An 18,098-nucleotide genomic window follows, 5' to 3' on the forward strand; every position below is an offset into this window, starting at 1 on the left:
GGGGCATCTAATGGAAAAGCTTCTCAAACTTTGGCAAAGCACAGGCCTGTACCATTTGGAGCCTGGTCAGGCCTTGATGATCGCCATCTGTGTGGGGTTGATCTACCTGGCGATCAAAAAAGGTTTCGAGCCGTTGTTGCTGATCCCGATCGGCTTTGGTGGTCTGCTGGCCAACATTCCCGTGGCCGGCATGGCTGAAGGCTCGGGGATCTTGCACCTGTTCTATGAAGTCGGCTTGCCGACCAGTGTGTTCCCGCTATTGATCTTCATGGGTGTCGGCGCAATGACCGACTTCGGGCCGATGCTGGCCAATCCGAAGACCTTGTTCCTGGGTGCGGCGGCGCAGTTCGGTATTTTTGCCACCTTGATCGGCGCGCTGGCGATTGCTTCCCTGGGGATTCCTGGCTTGGAGTTCACCCTGCGTGAGGCGGCCTCTATCGCGATTATCGGTGGTGCCGATGGCCCGACCTCAATCTTTGTGACGGCCAAACTGGCGCCTCATTTGCTTGGTCCGATTGCCGTGGCGGCGTATTCATACATGGCTCTGGTTCCGCTGATCCAGCCGCCGATCATGCGTGCGCTGACGACCAAGGAAGAGCGTGCGATCGTCATGCAGCAGCTGCGGCATGTCGGTCAGGTCGAGAAGATCATCTTCCCGTTGGTGCTTTGCTTGTTGGTGGGCATGCTACTACCGGACGCGGCGCCATTGGTGGGCATGTTCGCCTTTGGCAACTTGTTGCGTGAGGCGGGCGCGGTCGAGCGTCTGGCCGATACTTCGCGTAACGCGTTGATCAACATCGTGACCATTTTTCTGGGGTTGACTGTGGGTTCCAAGCTTTCTGCTGAGTCATTCCTGCAAATGAAGACTCTCGGCATTCTGCTGCTGGGCCTGATCGCCTTCAGTGGCGGCACTGCCGCTGGCATATTGATGGCCAAGGGAATGAACCTGTTCAGCAAGAACAAAATCAATCCGTTGATCGGCTCGGCCGGGGTATCGGCGGTGCCAATGGCCGCACGGGTATCGAACAAGGTCGGCCTGGAGGCCAATCCGCAGAACTTCCTGCTGATGCACGCCATGGGGCCGAACGTGGCCGGGGTGATCGGCTCGGCAGTGGCGGCCGGTGTGCTGCTTAACTTTGTTGGATAACGGCAAGGGCGTGTAGGCGCTGTAAACGAAGAAAAGCCGCCTGTTCGGGCGGCTTTTCTTTGGCAAACAATAAAACCGGCCCGGGAGCCGGTTTTTTTATCGGCGTTATTTACGCTTCTTCAGCGGCCATCTCGGCGTCATGGGCAATCAATGCCACCAGGGCATTTTGCTGACGACGTGACAGTTGGCGGAAGCGCTGCAGTAACTCGCGTTCGTGCAAGGACAGCTCGGGGCTGTCCAGCGTCACGTTGAGTTCATCACCCAGGCTACTTTCCTGAAGCATGCTCTGCTCGAGGCGGGCGATGATTTCCGAGTTCATGCTGCGATGATGATTGCGTGCGACATCAGCGATGCGCTCGCGCATGCCATCGGGCAAGCGAACGACGAATTTGTCAGCCGTGCGGCTGGAATAAATAGCCTGTTTCATTGGGCGCATACATTTAACCGATTAGTCAGGGGAGCAATGCTGGCAGTGAGCCACGTGATTGTCACTGGTTTGACCGTCTTTAGCACGAGCTGTTCACTCTGGATCGCCATTTGCATTGATGGGGTTGTGCAATCCATGCAAATAATTGACGCCAATTACGTGTCGCATTGTGTTGGGTGTAAAGGCTCATGGCCAGCACCTGCTATCAGAAATGCGAGTTGCTGGGCAAAAAACAGGCATTTACTCACCCGATATAAGAAATAAAACAACCGTCACTGAAGTGTCATGGCCTGTTAACGGGGCTGACACAGGGTTTGCTTACCTTGGTCTACACCAGGCGGCGACTCTGATCCGTCAAACCGTTAACAAGAGGCAAATCCATGAACGCAGCGATCCGGGTTGAGAGCCTGAACAAAACGTTCGCCGGTAAACAGGCGCTCTACTCTCTTGCTTTGTCCGTCCAGCCAGGTGAAATGGTTGCACTGATCGGCGCGTCGGGTTCCGGTAAATCCACGTTGCTGCGCCATCTAGCCGGGCTGGCCTGCGGTGACCGTACTGCAGACAGCTGTATCCAAGTGCTTGGTCGTCAAGTGCAGGCGCAAGGGCGCTTGAATGGACAAGTGCGTCGCCTGCGCGCTGACATTGGCTACATCTTCCAGCAGTTCAACCTGGTTGCTCGTTTAAGCGTAGTGCAAAACGTCCTGCTTGGTGGTCTCGGGCGCATGCCGCGCTGGCGTGGCACTCTCGGCCTGTTCAGTGCCGAAGAAAAGCAGCGCGCCATGCAGGCGTTGGCGCGGGTTGGTCTGGCCGACCTGGCCCTGCAGCGGGCTTCGACGCTGTCCGGTGGCCAGCAGCAGCGTGTGGCCATTGCTCGGGCTTTGTGCCAGCGCGCCGAGGTGATTCTTGCTGACGAACCGATTGCCTCTCTCGACCCCGAGTCGGCACGCAAGGTCATGCAGATTCTCACCGATATCAACCGTGAAGACGGCACCACCGTGGTGGTCACCTTGCATCAGGTCGACTACGCCATGCGTTATTGCCAGCGTGCGGTGGCGCTGAAGGCCGGGCGTATCAATTTCGACGGGCCAACCGCAGGCCTTATTCCGAGTTTTCTCAATGACCTGTACGGCGCCGAGTTGCCTGTCGATGCGCTGCCGGCTGGCAAGCCGCGCCGGCAGGGGGCGCAACAAGCACCGCTGAGCCTCGCCAGCGCCTGAACCGTTCAATCAATTAGCCGATCCGTGATTAGGAGTGCTCCGCATGTTCAAACACATCAGTCGTGTTCTTGCTGCATCGATACTGCTTAGTAGCGCCACCCTAGGTGTCGCCCAGGCCGCCGAGCAGGAAATCAACTTCGGCATCATTTCCACCGAGTCCTCGCAAAACCTCAAGACCACGTGGGACCCCTTCCTGGCGGACATGGGCGCGCAGACCGGCCTGAAGATCAACGCCTTCTTCGCTCCCGACTATGCAGGGATCATCCAGGGCATGCGTTTCGACAAGGTCGATGTGGCCTGGTACGGCAATAAGGCGGCCATGGAGGCGGTGGATCGCGCCGGTGGCGAGATTTTCGCTCAGACCGTCGCCGCCAATGGCGCCCAGGGTTATTACAGCCTGATGGTGGCGCATCAGGATAGCCCGCTGAATTCGATCGAAGACATGCTGAAGAATGCCAAGAACCTGACCTTCGCCAATGGCGACCCGAATTCCACCTCGGGCTATCTGGTACCGGGCTATTACGTGTTCGCGCAGAACAATGTCGATGCCCACAAGATCTTCAAGCGTGCGCTCAACGGCAGTCATGAGGTCAATGCCCTGTCGGTGGCCAACAAGCAGATCGATGTCGGTACCTTCAACAGCGAAGGCATGGAGCGACTGCAGGTCACCGCGCCGGATAAGGCTGCGCAATTGAAGGTGATCTGGACTTCACCGCTGATCCCGTCTGACCCGATGGTCTGGCGCAAGAACCTCGATGAGGCGACCAAGAACAAACTGCGCGAATTCTTTATGACTTACGGCGACAAGCCGGCTGAGCAGAACGTCCTGGAAAGCCTGCAATGGGCCAAGTTCAAGTCCTCGGATGACGATCAACTGCTGCCGATCCGTCAGCTTGATCTGTTCAAGAAGCGCACCGAAGTGGTCAACAACGACAAGTTGTCGGACAGCGACAAGCAGGCGCGGCTCAAGGCACTGGATGCCGAGTTGGCCAAGCTGGCAAAGCGCCTGGCTGAAATCGCCCAGAAGAACCCCACCAGCGCAGGTTGATTGCAATTGTCGGTTCGCCTGCAAGGGCGAGCCGATCGCTTTTGCCGCACCAATCGAGAAGTCGTTATGACCACGTTTACCACCGTCCCTACGCCTGAATTGACCGCTAAACGCTCCTGGACGCAGCTGATCGGCTGGGGGCTATTCTTTGCTGTACTGGCCTGGTCCTGGCAGGGCGCGGAGATGAATCCGCTGGCCCTGATCCGCGACTCCAGCAACATGGCGACCTTTGCCGCGGACTTTTTCCCACCGGATTTCAGCAACTGGGAGCTGTACCTCAAGGAGATGATCGTCACCGTGCAGATCGCCCTGTGGGGCACGGTACTGGCGATTGTCTGCGCCATTCCGCTGGGCATTCTTTGCTCTGAAAATATTGTGCCCTGGTGGGTCTACCAGCCGATTCGGCGGGTGATGGATGCCTGCCGTTCGATCAACGAAATGGTGTTCGCCATGCTCTTCGTGGTCGCTGTCGGGCTGGGGCCGTTTGCCGGGGTACTGGCGCTATTTATCGGCACCACCGGGGTGTTGGCCAAGCTGTTCGCTGAAGCCGTGGAGGCCATCGATCCCGGCCCGGTGGAAGGGGTGCGCGCCACCGGTGCCAGCGCGTTGCAGGAGGTGATCTACGGGGTAATTCCGCAGGTCCTGCCGTTGTGGATTTCCTATGCGCTGTATCGCTTCGAGTCCAACGTGCGCTCAGCCACGGTGGTCGGCATGGTCGGGGCGGGCGGTATCGGGGTGATCCTCTGGGAGGCGATTCGCGGCTTCCAGTTCGCTCAGACCTGCGCCCTGCTGATTGTGATCATTCTGGTAGTGAGCGTGCTCGACATTATTTCGCAGCGCCTGCGCAAGCAATTTATCTGACGGAGATTGGGCATCTGCGGATGCCCTCTATTAGCCATGTACTTGTCTAGACAACCTGAGCCGTTGTACCGCGAACTGGCCGCCGTGCTGCGCGATGAAGTGCAGCGCCTGGCGCCCGGTGACTACCTGCCGGCCGAGGTGAAGCTGGCTGCGCGGTTTGCCGTCAATCGCCACACGTTGCGCCGCGCCGTGGATGAACTGGTGCTCGAAGGTCGCCTGCTGCGTCAGCAGGGCAAGGGCACTCGGGTGCTGGCCAGGCCGCTGATCTATCCGATGCAAGCGGGTAGCGCCTTCACCGCCTCGTTATCGGCCCTCGGGCATCAGGTCGAAGCGCAGCTGCTGGGGAGCCGCGTGCGCCCGGCCAGCCAGGACGATCTCGCTTACCTGCAACTTCCAGAGGCCACGCAACTGCTGGAGTTGACCACCCTGCGCCTGATCGAGGGGCAGCCGGTCAGTCTGATTCGACATGCCTTCAGCCTGGCCCATGCGCCGTTGTTGGCCGACTACCAGGGCGGCTCACTGCGCCAGTACCTGGAACAGCGCGATCTGCCTTTGACCCGCACCTTCAGCCTGATTGGCGCCCGTTTGCCCAGTCGCGAGGAAGCAACGCGGCTGTTGATGCCCAGGCACGCACCCTTGCTCAGCGTCCTGACCCTTTCCCGCGATCTGGCTGGCCAGCCGGTGGAACTGTCGTTATCGACCAGCCGCGCCGACCGTTTCCAGTACCAGCCCGCCCTCTGATGGAGACTTGTTGATGAGCCGTAACCTGCTGCACAGCGACCCGCACATCGCTACACGTCAGCGCTGGATGGGCGTTCTCGCCCGCGCCGGCGCTGGCCTGGCGGCCTATGAGTCAGCGTTGAAGGCGGGCCAATACAGCCTGATTCGCGCGCCTGAAATCGGCATGACCCTGGTGCGGGGGCGCATGGGCGGCACCGGCAGCCCCTTCAACCTCGGCGAGATGAGCGTGACCCGCTGCGTGGTGCGCCTGGCCGATGGCCGCACTGGCTACAGCTACGTGGCCGGTCGCGACAAGCAGCATGCCGAGCTGGCAGCCCTGGCCGATGCGCACCTGCAGGGCGCGCAGCAGCAGGACTGGCTGAGCCGGATGATCGATCCCCTGGCCGCCGCTCACAGTGTCAAGCAGGCGACCAAGGCCGCGGAAACCGCAACCACCCAGGTGGAATTTTTCACCCTGGTCAGAGGAGAAGATTGATGAGCGCGGCAAATAGCTCGCACTGGCTGCAACCTGCCTTCAACGATCCGGTGCTGGATGCCCAGGCCAGTTTCCGTGCCGCGCTCAAGGCGTTGGCCGAACCGGGTCTGGTGCAAGGCATGGACCGTGCCCTGGCTCTGGAGGGTCTACAGCCGGCCACTTATGCCCTGTGCCTGGCCTTTCTCGATGGCGATACGCCGTTGTGGCTGGCCCCGTGCTTCGATACGCCGGTGATTCGCGCCAACCTGTCGTTTCATTGTGGCTGCCCGATCGTCGCTGAGCGCGAGCTGGCACTGTTCGCCCTGCTTGATGAGCGCGAACTGGGCGACCTCTCGGCGTTCGATAACGGCAGCGAACGCTACCCGGATCAGTCCTGTACCTTGCTGATTCAACTGGATGCCTTGAGCGGAGGTCCGGCGCTGCGCTGGCGCGGACCCGGGATCAAGGACGTGCGCAGTGTCGATCTGCCACTGACCCCGGCGTTCTGGCGAGAGCGCAGCGCACGTAGCGCTTTTCCGCGGGGGCTGGATGCTTTCTTCGCCGCCAAGCGCCAGATCATTGGCCTGCCGCGCAGCACCCACATGTTTGAAGACTTCAAGAGTACAGAGGAGGCCGCCTGATGTACGTAGCCGTCAAAGGTGGCGAGCGCGCCATCGACAATGCCCACCTGCTGCTGGCGAAAAAACGCCGTGGCGATACCGCCATTCCCGAGCTGAGCGTCGATCAGGTTCGTGAGCAGATGCCCCTGGCTGTGGCCCGGGTAATGAGTGAAGGCTCGTTGTATGACCCGCAACTGGCCGCGCTGGCGATCAAGCAGGCCGCCGGTGACCTGATGGAAGCCATCTTCCTGCTGCGCGCCTACCGCACCACGTTGCCACGCTTCGCCGCGAGTGCGCCGCTGGAAACCTCGCAGATGCAGCTAAGCCGCCGCATCTCGGCGACCTTCAAGGATCTGCCCGGCGGCCAGTTGCTCGGCCCGACCTTCGACTACAGTCATCGCCTGCTGGACTTTGCCCTCTTGGCCGAGGGCGAACATCCCGGCCCGCAGCTGGTCGCCAGCGCCGAACCGGCAGCCTGTCCGCAGGTGCTGGACTTTCTCGCCGAGGAAGGCCTGATGGCCCGCGAAGTGGACGATGGCGCCGCGGTAGCGGATATCACCCGCGAGCCCTTGGGCTTTCCCGCCAGTCGTGCTCAGCGCCTGCAGGCCCTGGCCCGTGGCGATGAAGGGTTTCTCCTGGCGCTGGGCTACTCGACCCAGCGCGGTTACGGGCGCAACCACCCGTTCGCCGGGGAAATTCGCATCGGTGAGGCCGAAGTCTGGCTGGAGCCGGAGGAGCTGGGTTTTGCTGTACCGCTCGGTGCTATCGAGGTGACCGAATGCGAGATGGTCAACCAGTTCGTCGGTGGCAAGGGCATCGATCCGCAATTCACCCGCGGCTATGGCCTGGCCTTCGGTTACGCCGAACGCAAGGCCATGGGCATGGCCCTGGTCGACCGCTCATTGCGCGCTGCCGAATACGCTGAGGAGATCGAGGGCCCGGCGCAGCAAGAGGAGTTCGTGCTGATGCACTGCGACAACGTCGAGGCCGGCGGTTTCGTCTCCCACCTGAAATTGCCGCACTACGTAGACTTCCAGTCCGAGCTGGAGCTGATCCGCAAGCTGCGCCAGCCCAGTTGCGAGCAGCCAGCCGCCGAGGAGCAATGCGCATGAATGCCCAGGCTCAAACCAACTGCGCTACCGAGACTGGTTATAACTTTGCCTACCTCGATGAGCAGACCAAACGCATGATCCGCCGTGGCCTGCTCAAGGCCGTGGCTGTTCCTGGTTATCAGGTGCCTTTCGCCGGCCGCGAAATGCCCTTGCCCTACGGCTGGGGCACCGGTGGCATGCAGTTGACCGCGGCGATTCTCGGCGCCGATGACGTTCTCAAGGTGATCGATCAGGGCGCGGACGACACCACCAATGCGGTGTCGATACGGCGTTTCTTCGCCCGTACAACCGGGGTCGAAACCACTACCCGCACCCCCGAGGCGACGGTGATCCAGACTCGTCACCGGATTCCGGAAACGCCGCTGACGGGTGACCAGATCGTGGTTTATCAGGTGCCGATTCCCGAGCCGCTGCGTTTTATCGAACCCTCGGAAACCGAGACCCGCACCATGCACGCGCTGGAGGATTACGGGGTGATGCACGTCAAGCTGTACGAGGACATCGCGACCTTCGGCCATATCGCCACCAGCTATGCCTACCCGGTAACGGTGGACGAGCGCTATGTGATGGATCCCTCGCCGATCCCCAAATTCGACAATCCCAAGTTGCATATGAGCCCGGCGCTGATGCTGTTCGGCGCGGGCCGCGAGAAGCGTCTGTATGCCGTGCCGCCCTACACCCGGGTGGTCAGCCTGGACTTCGAAGATCACCCCTTCGCGATTCAAAGCTGGGACGACTGCTGTGCGTTCTGTGGCAGCCGCGAGTCCTACCTCGACGAGCTGATCGTCGACGACGCGGGCAGCAAGCGCTTCGTCTGCTCCGATACGGATTACTGCATGCAACGCCGTGATGCCATTGAGATGACCGAGGAGGCCGCGCAATGAGTGCTGCCGAGAAATTACAGCCGTACAGCGAGACGGCTCAGCCGCTGTTCAGTGTGCGCGACCTGACTCTCTTGTACGGCCCGGAGAAAGGTTGCCAAGGTGTGTCCTTCGACCTCTATCCCGGTGAAGTGTTGGGCATTGTTGGTGAGTCGGGCTCGGGTAAATCGACCCTGCTCAGCCTGTTGTCCGGGCGCTGCCCGCCGGATCGCGGCAGCGTCAGCTACCGCAATAGCGATGGCAGCCTGGTTGATCTGTACAGCGCCAGCGAGGCGCAGCGCCGCACGCTGTTGCGTACCGAGTGGGGCTTTGTCGAACAGAACCCGCGTGACGGCCTGCGCATGGCGGTATCGGCTGGCGCCAATATCGGTGAGCGGCTGATGGCCCAGGGCGTGCGCCATTACGGCGAACTGCGCGCCGCCGGTATCGACTGGCTGAGCCAGGTGGAAATCGACCCGCTGCGGATCGACGACTTGCCACGGACCTTCTCCGGCGGCATGCAGCAGCGCTTGCAGATCGCCCGCAACCTGGTTTCCAGCCCGCGCCTGGTGTTTATGGATGAGCCGACAGGAGGGTTGGACGTGTCGGTGCAGGCGCGCCTGCTCGACCTGTTGCGCGGCCTGGTACGCGAGTTGGACCTGGCGGTGGTGATCGTCACCCACGACCTGGCGGTGGCGCGCTTGCTCGCCGACCGACTGATGGTGATGCGCCGCTCCCATGTGGTTGAAGCCGGGCTGACCGATCAGATTCTTGATGATCCGCAGCATCCCTATTCGCAGCTGCTGGTGTCGTCGGTCTTGCAGCCCTGAAGTGGTTCGTAGCCTGGATGAAATCCGGGCTACGGGTCTAATTTCGTTATGTGGGAGGTGGCTTAGCCGCGACCAGCGTTATCGCGGCTAAAGCCTCTCCCACGGCACCGAGGTTTGTATGAATACGCTTATCGAGGTCTCCGACCTCAGCAAGACCTTCACCCTGCACCAGCAACATGGGGTGGTCCTGAATGTATTGAACGGCCTGAGCTTCAGCGTGCGCGCCGGCGAGTGCCTGGTGCTGCACGGGCAATCCGGCGCCGGCAAATCGACCCTGCTGCGCACCCTGTACGGTAACTACCTGGCAGCAGGCGGCAGCATCCGCATGCTGCACGACGGTGCTTGGGTTGATTTGGTCGGCGCCGAGCCGCGCCAGGTGCTGGAGGTACGCCGGCAGACCCTGGGCTATGTCAGCCAATTTTTGCGGGTGATCCCGCGCGTGGCGACCCTGGACGTGGTGATGGAACCGGCCCTGGCCCGTGGCTGGAGCCGCGTGGATGCCGAGGCGCGGGCCAAGCAACTGCTGGGCCGCCTGAATATCCCGCAAGCCTTGTGGCAGTTGGCCCCTGGCACCTTCTCTGGTGGTGAGCAGCAGCGGGTGAATATCGCCCGCGGCTTCATGGTCAGCTGGCCATTGATGCTGCTGGATGAGCCGACTGCGTCGCTGGACGAGGCCAATCGTCAGGTGGTACTGGAACTGGTCAATGAAGCCAAGGCCGCCGGTTCGGCGCTGATCGGTATTTTCCATGACCGCGCCGCCCGCGAGGCGGTGGCGGATCGTATTCTCGACATGACCCCGGATGCCGCGCTCAGGCAGGAGTGTGTGTATGCCGGCTGAACAGATTTTGACCAATGCGCGGGTGGTGACGGCCGAGCAGGCGTTTGTTGGCACCCTGGTACTACGTGACGGTTTGATTGCGCAGGTGGACGAGGGGGTCAGTGGTTTGCCCCAAGCGCTCGATCTCGGCGGCGATTACCTGCTGCCGGGATTGGTCGAGTTGCACACCGACAACCTGGAGAAATACATGAGCCCGCGGCCGGGAGTGGACTGGCCGTCGACTTCGGCGGTGCTGACCCATGATGCGCAGATCGTCTCGGCCGGCATCACTACGGTGTTCGATGCCCTGGCCATTGGCGACATCAACCCGCGTGGCAAGCGAATGCAGCAGTTGCCCGCCATGCTTGCAGCCATTGCCCAGGCCTCGGCGGCCGGCCACATGCGCGCCGACCACCTGTTGCACCTGCGCTGCGAGTTGTGCCACCCGGATAGCCTGGCGGTTTTCCGCGATCTGGTAGAGCACCCGCTGGTACAACTGGTGTCGGTGATGGATCACTCGCCGGGCCAGCGTCAGTTCGCCAAGGAAGATAAGTACCGCGAGTACTACATGGGCAAGTACCACTTGAGCAGCGCCGAGATGGACGCCTTTATCAAGGAACAGGTGGCCAACTCCATCGAGTTCAGCGACTTTCATCGCCGCGCCATCGTCGAGGATTGCCATGCCCGTGGCCTGTCAGTGGCCAGCCACGATGATGCGACCCTGGCCCATGTGCAGGAGTCGGCCGGCTTTGGCATGTCCATCGCCGAGTTCCCCACCACCCTGGAAGCCGCCAAGGCCAGCCACGAGCTGGGGCTCAAGGTGTTGATGGGCGCGCCGAATATCGTCCGTGGCGGTTCGCACTCGGGCAATATTGCCGCGGCCGAACTGGCCCGTCATGAGGTGCTGGATATCCTCTCTAGTGACTATTATCCGGCCAGCCTGCTTCAGGCAGCTTTTATGCTGGCCGAACAGGACAACGGGTATGATTTGCCGCGGGCGATTGCCACGGTCAGCCGTTCGCCCGCGCAAGCGGCGGGGCTGCATGACCGTGGCGAAATTCGCGTCGGGTTGCGTGCGGACTTGATCCACGCCCAGGTACATGACGGCCAGGCGGTGATCCAGCAGGTCTGGCGACAAGCGAACAGGGTGTTTTGATGAGCGGCAGGTTGATCTATTTGATGGGGCCCTCGGGCTCGGGCAAGGACAGCCTGTTGAATGCGGCGCGTGAGCGTCTGGCCGAGCGCGGCTGCCAGATTGCCCGTCGGATCATCACCCGTTCGGCAGAGGCGGTGGGGGAGGACGCGATTGGCGTCACTCCTGCCGAGTTTGATCAATTGGAGGCCAAGGGCGCTTTTGCCTTGAGTTGGCGTGCCAATGGCTTGGCCTATGGCATTTCACGGCAGATTGATGAGTGGCTGAAGGCAGGGCAGGACGTGCTGGTCAATGGTTCACGCGGTTATCTGCTGCAAGCACGGCGGCGTTTTCCCGAGCTGATGGGGGTGTTGCTGACAGTGGATCATGCGGTCCTGAGCAGGCGTTTGCACGCACGAGGACGTGAAACCTCAGCGCAAATTGAACAGCGCCTGGCCCGCAATGGCCAGTTCGACAGCAGTGCTGCGGCTGCCGCTGAAGGGCTACACCTGCTGGATAACTCCAGCGATCTCGAACACTCGGTGGGCAAGTTGCTGGCGCTGGTCGGAGCCAGCGGCATATGTTCCTGACTCTGCTGGGCACCGGCGATGTCCGTCAGGTACCGGTGTACAACTGTGCGTGTGCGGCCTGCGACAGCGCACGGCTCGACCGGTCACGACGGCGTGGCCCCTGCTGCGCCCTGATCGAATGCGGCTCTCAGCGCTGGTTGATCGACTCCGGTCTGACTGATCTGAGCGAACGCTTTGCGCCCCATAGCCTGAGCGGCATCTTGCAGACCCATTATCACGCCGATCACGCCCAGGGCTTGCTGCAGCTGCGTTGGGGCCAAGGCTTGAGCATTCCGGTGCATGGACCGGATGATCCAGAGGGCCTGGCGGACCTGTACAAGCACCCTGGTATTCTTGATTTCAGCCAGCCCTTTGCCGCTTTCGAGCGGCGTCAGTGGGGCGCCCTAGCGGTCACCGCGTTGCCGCTCAATCACTCCAAACCGACCTTCGGCTATTTGTTGGAAGCCGAAGGCCGGCGCATCGCCTACCTGACCGATACCCTCGGCGTGCCGGAAGACAGTTGCCAGGTCTTGCTGCAATCGTCGCTGGATCTGCTGGTGCTGGATTGCTCAAGTGCGCCGCAGCCGCAGGCGCCGCGCAACCACAACGACCTGACACGGGCGCTGGAGGTGATCGAGCGGCTACAGCCGGGCGAGACGGTGCTGACCCATATCGGTCACAGCTTCGACGCTTGGCTGCTGGACAACCCCGATGCATTGCCGGCGGGCGTCAGCCTGGCCCATGACGGTCGGCTGCTGTGATTTAGGCCTGCACCGAAAGTGCCGGAGGAACTGCTTCTCGGCGCCTTTTCCGGCCGTTGGCGTTGCCCGTGATCCTCGGAACGAAAACCCGCTGGGCCTGATGCCATCCCTGCTCTGCAGGGCGCGGCTCAATCCAGGGGCAATTCGGTGGTGCGCTTGACCTCGCTCATGGCGATGTTCGAATGCGCTTCTTGCACGTGCGGGCGTTGCAGCAGGTGGTCGCGCAGGAAGCGCTCGTAGCTGGCGATGTCCTTGGCCACTACCTTGAGCAGGTAGTCCGAGCCGCCGGCCATGGTGTAGCACTCCAGCACCTCGGCGTAGCCGACCACCGCCTGTTCGAATTCCTCGAGGTTCTTGCGGCCGTGAGCCGACAGCTTGATGTCGACGAATACGGTCATGCCCAGGCCCAACAACTTGGGATTGAGCAGGGCAACCTTGCGCTCGATCAGGCCTTCTTCCTGCATGCGGTGAATCCGCCGCCAGCAGGGCGATTGTGACAGTTCGACCTTCTCGGCAATCTCGGCGGCGGAGAGGTCGGCGTTGTGCTGCAGCAGGCGGAGAATCTTGCGATCGATAGGGCCGAGCTTTTCTTGCATGATTTATCCCGATTTTTTGTAATTGTTGCAATCGTCATGCGCAGTATTGGCTTTTCTTCCCATAATTAGAAAGAAAATCTCCGTACCGCTCAGTCATATTCTTAGCCAGTCGTTTAGCCCGGTGATCCCGGACGAAACAGAACCCGGTTGGCATTCACCGTTGCCAGCCTAGCTCTCCATAAAAATAAAAGGAGCGTGCGCATGTCTCTGGCCGAGATCCGCCTGGATGACAAGTATCGCCTTGCCACTGGTCACCTATACCTCACCGGCACCCAGGCGCTAACCCGCCTGCCGATGCTGCAAAAACAGCGTGACACGGCCCATGGCCTGAATACCGCCTGCTTTATCTCCGGCTACCGGGGCTCGCCGCTGGGCAACCTAGACAAGAGCCTGTGGGAAGCCAAGGGCTTTCTCCAGGAAAACGCCATCCACTTCCAGCCCGGGGTCAACGAAGAGTTGGCCGCCACCTCGGTGTGGGGCAGCCAGCAGACCAACCTGTTCCCCGGCGCCCGCTACGACGGGGTGTTTGCCATGTGGTACGGCAAGGGCCCAGGTGTCGATCGCTGCGGTGACGTGTTCAAGCACGGCAACTCGGCCGGCGTCTCCGCGCATGGCGGCGTGCTGCTTCTGGCCGGCGACGACCATGGCTGCAAATCGTCGAGCATCGCCAACCAGAGCGAGCATGCGTTTATTGCCGCTTCGATCCCGGTGTTGAATCCGGCCAACGTCCAGGAAATTCTCGACTACGGCATCATCGGCTGGGAGCTGTCGCGCTACAGCGGTTGCTGGGTAGCATTGAAGACCATCGCCGAGAACGTCGATTCCTCGGCGGTGGTGGATGTCGATCCGCTGCGCATCGAGGTGAGGATTCCCGAGGACTTCGAGCTACCGGAAGACGGCGTGTATATCCGCTGGCCGGACCCGCCCCTGGCCCAGGAAAAACGCCTCAATACCTACAAGATCTACGCCGCTCGGGCCTTTGCCCGGGCCAACAACCTGAATCCGTTGATGCTCGATTCACCGAATCCGCGCCTGGGCATCGTCACCACCGGCAAGTCCTACCTGGACGTGCGTCAGGCCTTGGAAGATCTCGGCCTGGATGATGAATTGTGCGCCCAGGTCGGCCTGCGCGTACTCAAGATCGGCATGAGCTGGCCACTGGAGCCGGTATCGGTGCACGAGTTCGCCGAGGGCCTGGACGAGATCCTGGTGATCGAGGAGAAGCGCAGCATCATCGAGGATCAGCTGACCGGTCAGCTGTACAACTGGCCGCTGGGCAAACGTCCGCGGGTAGTCGGCGAGTTCGATGAAACCGGCGTTTCGCTGCTGCCGAATCTGTCCGAACTGACCCCGGCGATGATCGCCCGGGCCATCGCCAAGCGCCTGGCACCGATCTACAGCAGTGCCAGCATCGACGAGCGCCTGGCCTTTCTTGCGGCCAAGGAAGCCTCCCTGGCGGCGCCCAAGCACCACACCCTGCGCACCCCGCATTTCTGCTCCGGTTGCCCGCATAACACCTCGACCAAACTGCCGGAAGGCAGTCGCGCCCAGGGCGGCATCGGTTGCCACTACATGACCCAGTGGATGGACCGCAACACCGATACCTTCACCCAGATGGGCGGCGAGGGCGCGACCTGGATCGGCCAGGCGCCGTTCACCGACACCGCGCACATCTTCCAGAATCTCGGCGACGGCACCTACTTCCATTCCGGCCAGCTGGCGCTGCGTGCGGCGGTAGCTGCTGGGGTCAACATCACCTACAAGATCCTCTACAACGACGCGGTAGCGATGACTGGCGGTCAGCCGATCGACGGCGAGCTGCGCGTCGACCAGCTCAGCCAGCAGGTGTTCGCCGAGGGCGTCAAACGCATCGCCCTGGTCAGCGACGAGCCGGACAAATACCCGAGCCGCGCCGGCTTCGCGCCTATCGTGAGCTTCCATCACCGCAACGATCTGGACGCGGTGCAGCGCGAGCTGCGCGAGTTCAAGGGCACCTCGGTGATCATCTATGACCAGACCTGCGCCACCGAGAAGCGCCGCCGGCGCAAGCGCGGCAAGCTGGTCGACCCGGCCAAGCGGGCCTTCATCAACCCGGCGGTGTGCGAGGGCTGCGGCGATTGCAGCGTCAAGTCCAACTGCCTGTCGGTGCTGCCGCTTGAAACCGAGCTGGGGCGCAAGCGCGAGATCGACCAGAATTCCTGCAACAAGGATTTCAGCTGCGTCGATGGCTTCTGCCCGAGCTTCGTCACCGTGCACGGCGGCAGTTTGCGCAAGCCGGAAGCGGTGGGCCTGAGTGCGCTGTTCATCGCCTTGCCGGAGCCCAAACAGCCGAGCCTGGAACGGCCCTGGAATATTCTCCTGCCCGGTGTCGGCGGCAGCGGCGTGACCACCGTCGGCGCCCTGCTGGGCATGGCCGCGCATTTGGAGGGCAAGGGTTGCAGCGTGCTCGACCAGGCCGGTCTGGCGCAGAAATTCGGTCCGGTAATCACCCATATCCGCGTCGCCGCCAAGCAGGACGATATCTTTGCCGTGCGCATCGCCGCTGGCGAGACCGACTTGCTGCTCGGGTGTGATCTGGTGGTCGCCGCCAGCGAGGACGCCCTGGCCAAGCTCAACGACAAGATTGCCCATGCGGTGATCAACAGCCATGAAGCGGCCACCGCCGAGTTCACCCGTAACCCCGATGCCCAGGTGCCGGGCGCGGCCATGCGCGAGGCGCTGGTCGAGGCGGTGGGCGCGGGCAAGACCCACTTTGTCGATGCCACCCGCCTGGCCACCCGCCTGCTCGGCGATAGCATCGCCAGCAACCTGTTCATGCTCGGCTATGCCTATCAGAAAGGCCTGGTGCCGGTGTCCGCCGAAGCCATCGCCAAGGCTATCGAACTCAATGGCGTGGCCGTGCAGCTCAACCAGCAGGCGTTCCTCTGGGGCCGCCGTGCGGCGCACGATGTCGCCGCGGTGGAGAAGCTGGCCAGTCCCAAGGTGGTCGAGGCGCCGCGCTGCGAAACCCTGGACCAGGTCGTGCAGTTCCGCGTCGACTTCCTCACGGCCTACCAGAACGCCGCCTATGCCGAGCGCTACCGCGCGTTGGTGCAGCGCGTGCGCCTGGCCGATCAGGGTGCCGATCAGGCCCTGAGCCGTGCGGTGGCACGCGCCTACTCCAAGCTGCTGGCCTACAAGGACGAGTACGAGGTGGCGCGGCTGTACAGCGACGGCAACTTTATCCAGCAGCTCGAGGCGCAATTTCAGGGTGACTACCGTCTGGAGTTCCACCTGGCACCGTCCTGGCTGGCCAAGCCCGATCCAAGTACCGGTCAGCCGCGCAAGCGCCAGTTCGGGCCCTGGATGCTCAAGGCCTTCGGCCTGCTGGCCAAGTTCAAGAGCCTGCGCGGTACGCCGCTCGACCTGTTCGGTTACAGCGCCGAACGCAAGTTGGAGCTGCAGCTGATCGAGGACTACGAGCACAGCATCGACTTCCTGCTCAAGCAGCTGAATGCCGACAACTACCGCAGCGCCGTGGCGCTGGCCGAACTGCCGGAGCAGATCCGCGGTTATGGCCACGTCAAGGAGCAGAGCCTGGTCAAGGTGCGCGAGCAGGAGCGCCAACTCAAGGCGCGCCTGCTGGTCAGCGAGATCCAGGCGGTGCGGCTGTTCGAGCCGGCGGCCTGATAAGCGCTTGCTAAATTTAGGCGTCAGCTTGCTGGCGATCATTGGCGCTCAGTACAGGCCAAGAGATCGCCAGCAAGCCGGCTCCTACAGGTCGATGCAAAGACCCCGACCCCCAAACAAGTACTTCCCAAGGAATTCCCATGTCCGTATTTTCCCATATCGACTTCGATCACCACGAGCAGGTGGTCTACGGCCACGATCAGGCCAGTGGTTTGAAGGCCATCATCGCCATCCATAACCGCAATCTAGGGCCGGCCCTTGGCGGTTGCCGCATGTGGCCCTATGTCTCCGATGAGGCAGCGTTGCGCGATGTGCTGCGCCTGTCGCGGGGCATGAGTTACAAGTCGGCGCTGGCCAGGCTGCCACTGGGTGGCGGCAAGGCGGTGATCATCGGCAACCCACACACCGGCAAGAGCGAGGCGCTGTTTCAGGCCATGGGCGATTTCGTCGACAGCCTGGGCGGGCGCTACATCACCGCCGCCGACTCCGGTACTGGCGTCGGGGAAATGCAGATCATGGCCGAACGCACCCGCCATGTCGCCGGCGCCGGCCAGCGCGAGGCTTTCGGCGGCGGCATGCGCAATGGCGACCCGTCGCCGTCCACCGCCTACGGGGTATTCATCGGCCTGCAGGCGGCAGTCAAGCACCGCCTCGGTCGTGACGATCTCAAAGGTCTGCGGGTGGCGATCCAGGGCGTTGGTCAGGTCGGTTTCGGCCTGGCGCAGCAGCTCAAGGAGGCGGGCGCCGAATTGTGGGTGACCGACATCGTCGAGGCCAATGTGCGCCGCGCAGTGGAGCAACTGGGCGCCACTGCCGTGGGCCAGAACGACATCTACGGCCTGGAGGTGGATGTGTTTGCCCCCTGCGCCATGGGCGCCATCATCAACCCGCAGACCCTCGAAGCGCTGCGCGCCCCAGTGATCGCCGGGGCGGCCAACAACCAGCTGGCCGATGCCGGGCTGGCCGAGGAACTGCGCCGGCGTGGCTACCTGTATGCCCCGGATTACGCGATCAATGCTGGCGGCATCATCGATGTCTGCTACGAGCGCAACGGCGGCAGCACCGCCGACCTCAAGGCGCATATCGAAGGCATCGGCGCCACCCTGGCGGAGATTTTCCAGCGTGCCGAGCACGAAGGCAGCACCACCACGGCGGTGGCTGATCGCATGGCCCAGGAGCGCCTGCACGCCGGCGTCTAATCTCGCACGCCTGCGTAGGGTGGGCTGGGCGGCGATCC

Annotated in this window: 18 protein-coding genes; 16 read left to right on the plus strand and 2 right to left on the minus strand. The window is 62.2% G+C overall.

Features of this window, described 5'->3' with window-relative positions; all coding sequences use genetic code 11:
• Positions 1–10: 10 nt before the first annotated feature.
• Positions 11–1,147, plus strand: coding sequence for a sodium ion-translocating decarboxylase subunit beta (locus VCJ09_RS08065; RefSeq protein WP_324733879.1), 1,137 nt, complete (start codon positions 11–13; stop codon positions 1,145–1,147).
• Between the two features lie 109 nt (positions 1,148–1,256).
• Here the strand turns inward: VCJ09_RS08065 and VCJ09_RS08070 are convergent, their stop codons facing one another.
• Complete coding sequence (locus VCJ09_RS08070) at positions 1,257–1,583, minus strand: Arc family DNA-binding protein (protein ID WP_079201357.1); 327 nt, start codon at positions 1,581–1,583, stop codon at positions 1,257–1,259.
• 371 nt (positions 1,584–1,954) lie between these two features.
• Between VCJ09_RS08070 and phnC the strand changes: the two genes are divergently transcribed.
• From phnC to phnP, 13 genes are all read left to right on the plus strand, one after another.
• Positions 1,955–2,791, plus strand: coding sequence for a phosphonate ABC transporter ATP-binding protein (gene phnC / locus VCJ09_RS08075; protein WP_324733880.1), 837 nt, complete (start codon positions 1,955–1,957; stop codon positions 2,789–2,791).
• A 43-nt stretch (positions 2,792–2,834) separates the two neighbouring features.
• Positions 2,835–3,839, plus strand: coding sequence for a phosphonate ABC transporter substrate-binding protein (gene phnD, locus VCJ09_RS08080; RefSeq protein WP_324733881.1), 1,005 nt, complete (start codon positions 2,835–2,837; stop codon positions 3,837–3,839).
• Positions 3,840–3,905: 66 nt separating this feature from the next.
• Entirely contained in the window at positions 3,906–4,700 is a 795-nt protein-coding gene (gene phnE, locus VCJ09_RS08085) for a phosphonate ABC transporter, permease protein PhnE (RefSeq protein WP_324733882.1), read from the plus strand.
• Between the two features lie 36 nt (positions 4,701–4,736).
• Entirely contained in the window at positions 4,737–5,441 is a 705-nt protein-coding gene (gene phnF, locus VCJ09_RS08090) for a phosphonate metabolism transcriptional regulator PhnF (protein WP_324733883.1), read from the plus strand.
• A gap of 28 nt (positions 5,442–5,469) precedes the next feature.
• Entirely contained in the window at positions 5,470–5,916 is a 447-nt protein-coding gene (gene phnG, locus VCJ09_RS08095; RefSeq protein WP_407693037.1) for a phosphonate C-P lyase system protein PhnG, read from the plus strand.
• Positions 5,916–6,536: a phosphonate C-P lyase system protein PhnH gene (gene phnH, locus VCJ09_RS08100; RefSeq protein ID WP_324733885.1), complete on the plus strand. Its 621-nt coding sequence runs from the start codon at positions 5,916–5,918 to the stop codon at positions 6,534–6,536. The genes phnG and phnH overlap by 1 nt, the downstream gene beginning before the upstream one ends.
• Positions 6,536–7,627: a carbon-phosphorus lyase complex subunit PhnI gene (locus VCJ09_RS08105; protein WP_324733886.1), complete on the plus strand. Its 1,092-nt coding sequence runs from the start codon at positions 6,536–6,538 to the stop codon at positions 7,625–7,627. The genes phnH and VCJ09_RS08105 overlap by 1 nt, the downstream gene beginning before the upstream one ends.
• On the plus strand, positions 7,624–8,511 hold the full coding sequence (locus VCJ09_RS08110) for an alpha-D-ribose 1-methylphosphonate 5-phosphate C-P-lyase PhnJ (protein ID WP_324733887.1): 888 nt from the start codon (positions 7,624–7,626) through the stop codon (positions 8,509–8,511). The genes VCJ09_RS08105 and VCJ09_RS08110 overlap by 4 nt, the downstream gene beginning before the upstream one ends.
• Positions 8,508–9,317, plus strand: a complete 810-nt coding sequence (gene phnK / locus VCJ09_RS08115; protein ID WP_324733888.1) for a phosphonate C-P lyase system protein PhnK — start codon at positions 8,508–8,510, stop codon at positions 9,315–9,317. The genes VCJ09_RS08110 and phnK overlap by 4 nt, the downstream gene beginning before the upstream one ends.
• A 118-nt stretch (positions 9,318–9,435) precedes the next feature.
• On the plus strand, positions 9,436–10,155 hold the full coding sequence (phnL, locus tag VCJ09_RS08120) for a phosphonate C-P lyase system protein PhnL (RefSeq protein WP_324733889.1): 720 nt from the start codon (positions 9,436–9,438) through the stop codon (positions 10,153–10,155).
• The gene (locus VCJ09_RS08125) at positions 10,145–11,290 is read left to right on the plus strand and encodes an alpha-D-ribose 1-methylphosphonate 5-triphosphate diphosphatase (RefSeq protein ID WP_324733890.1); all 1,146 of its coding nucleotides are present in this window, start codon (positions 10,145–10,147) and stop codon (positions 11,288–11,290) included. Before phnL ends, VCJ09_RS08125 begins: the two co-directional genes overlap by 11 nt.
• Positions 11,290–11,856 carry a phosphonate metabolism protein/1,5-bisphosphokinase (PRPP-forming) PhnN gene (gene phnN, locus VCJ09_RS08130; protein ID WP_324733891.1) on the plus strand — a complete coding sequence of 189 codons (567 nt, stop codon included), beginning with the start codon at positions 11,290–11,292 and terminating at the stop codon, positions 11,854–11,856. Before VCJ09_RS08125 ends, phnN begins: the two co-directional genes overlap by 1 nt.
• Positions 11,847–12,596, plus strand: a complete 750-nt coding sequence (phnP, locus tag VCJ09_RS08135; RefSeq protein ID WP_324733892.1) for a phosphonate metabolism protein PhnP — start codon at positions 11,847–11,849, stop codon at positions 12,594–12,596. The genes phnN and phnP overlap by 10 nt, the downstream gene beginning before the upstream one ends.
• 128 nt (positions 12,597–12,724) lie before the next feature.
• Here the strand turns inward: phnP and VCJ09_RS08140 are convergent, their stop codons facing one another.
• Positions 12,725–13,192 carry an Lrp/AsnC family transcriptional regulator gene (locus VCJ09_RS08140; protein ID WP_324733893.1) on the minus strand — a complete coding sequence of 156 codons (468 nt, stop codon included), beginning with the start codon at positions 13,190–13,192 and terminating at the stop codon, positions 12,725–12,727.
• A 201-nt stretch (positions 13,193–13,393) separates the two neighbouring features.
• Between VCJ09_RS08140 and VCJ09_RS08145 the strand changes: the two genes are divergently transcribed.
• On the plus strand, positions 13,394–16,861 hold the full coding sequence (locus VCJ09_RS08145; protein ID WP_324733894.1) for an indolepyruvate ferredoxin oxidoreductase family protein: 3,468 nt from the start codon (positions 13,394–13,396) through the stop codon (positions 16,859–16,861).
• A 140-nt stretch (positions 16,862–17,001) separates the two neighbouring features.
• Positions 17,002–18,060 carry a Glu/Leu/Phe/Val dehydrogenase dimerization domain-containing protein gene (locus tag VCJ09_RS08150; RefSeq protein WP_324733895.1) on the plus strand — a complete coding sequence of 353 codons (1,059 nt, stop codon included), beginning with the start codon at positions 17,002–17,004 and terminating at the stop codon, positions 18,058–18,060.
• Positions 18,061–18,098 lie beyond the last annotated feature (38 nt).

It is taken from the genome of Pseudomonas paeninsulae (genome assembly GCF_035621475.1).
GTDB classification, from domain to species: domain Bacteria; phylum Pseudomonadota; class Gammaproteobacteria; order Pseudomonadales; family Pseudomonadaceae; genus Aquipseudomonas; species Aquipseudomonas paeninsulae.

Excerpts from the sequence above, each read along its gene's own strand:
- VCJ09_RS08065 (WP_324733879.1), top strand. The coding sequence starts at position 11 with ATGGAAAAGCTTCTCAAACTTTGGCAAAGCACAGGCCTGTACCATTTG.
- VCJ09_RS08070 (WP_079201357.1), bottom strand. The coding sequence starts at position 1,583 with ATGCGCCCAATGAAACAGGCTATTTATTCCAGCCGCACGGCTGACAAA.
- phnC (WP_324733880.1), top strand. The coding sequence starts at position 1,955 with ATGAACGCAGCGATCCGGGTTGAGAGCCTGAACAAAACGTTCGCCGGT.
- phnD (WP_324733881.1), top strand. The coding sequence starts at position 2,835 with ATGTTCAAACACATCAGTCGTGTTCTTGCTGCATCGATACTGCTTAGT.
- phnE (WP_324733882.1), top strand. The coding sequence starts at position 3,906 with ATGACCACGTTTACCACCGTCCCTACGCCTGAATTGACCGCTAAACGC.
- phnF (WP_324733883.1), top strand. The coding sequence starts at position 4,737 with ATGTACTTGTCTAGACAACCTGAGCCGTTGTACCGCGAACTGGCCGCC.
- phnH (WP_324733885.1), top strand. The coding sequence starts at position 5,916 with ATGAGCGCGGCAAATAGCTCGCACTGGCTGCAACCTGCCTTCAACGAT.
- VCJ09_RS08105 (WP_324733886.1), top strand. The coding sequence starts at position 6,536 with ATGTACGTAGCCGTCAAAGGTGGCGAGCGCGCCATCGACAATGCCCAC.
- VCJ09_RS08110 (WP_324733887.1), top strand. The coding sequence starts at position 7,624 with ATGAATGCCCAGGCTCAAACCAACTGCGCTACCGAGACTGGTTATAAC.
- phnK (WP_324733888.1), top strand. The coding sequence starts at position 8,508 with ATGAGTGCTGCCGAGAAATTACAGCCGTACAGCGAGACGGCTCAGCCG.
- phnL (WP_324733889.1), top strand. The coding sequence starts at position 9,436 with ATGAATACGCTTATCGAGGTCTCCGACCTCAGCAAGACCTTCACCCTG.
- VCJ09_RS08125 (WP_324733890.1), top strand. The coding sequence starts at position 10,145 with ATGCCGGCTGAACAGATTTTGACCAATGCGCGGGTGGTGACGGCCGAG.
- phnN (WP_324733891.1), top strand. The coding sequence starts at position 11,290 with ATGAGCGGCAGGTTGATCTATTTGATGGGGCCCTCGGGCTCGGGCAAG.
- phnP (WP_324733892.1), top strand. The coding sequence starts at position 11,847 with ATGTTCCTGACTCTGCTGGGCACCGGCGATGTCCGTCAGGTACCGGTG.
- VCJ09_RS08140 (WP_324733893.1), bottom strand. The coding sequence starts at position 13,192 with ATGCAAGAAAAGCTCGGCCCTATCGATCGCAAGATTCTCCGCCTGCTG.
- VCJ09_RS08145 (WP_324733894.1), top strand. The coding sequence starts at position 13,394 with ATGTCTCTGGCCGAGATCCGCCTGGATGACAAGTATCGCCTTGCCACT.
- VCJ09_RS08150 (WP_324733895.1), top strand. The coding sequence starts at position 17,002 with ATGTCCGTATTTTCCCATATCGACTTCGATCACCACGAGCAGGTGGTC.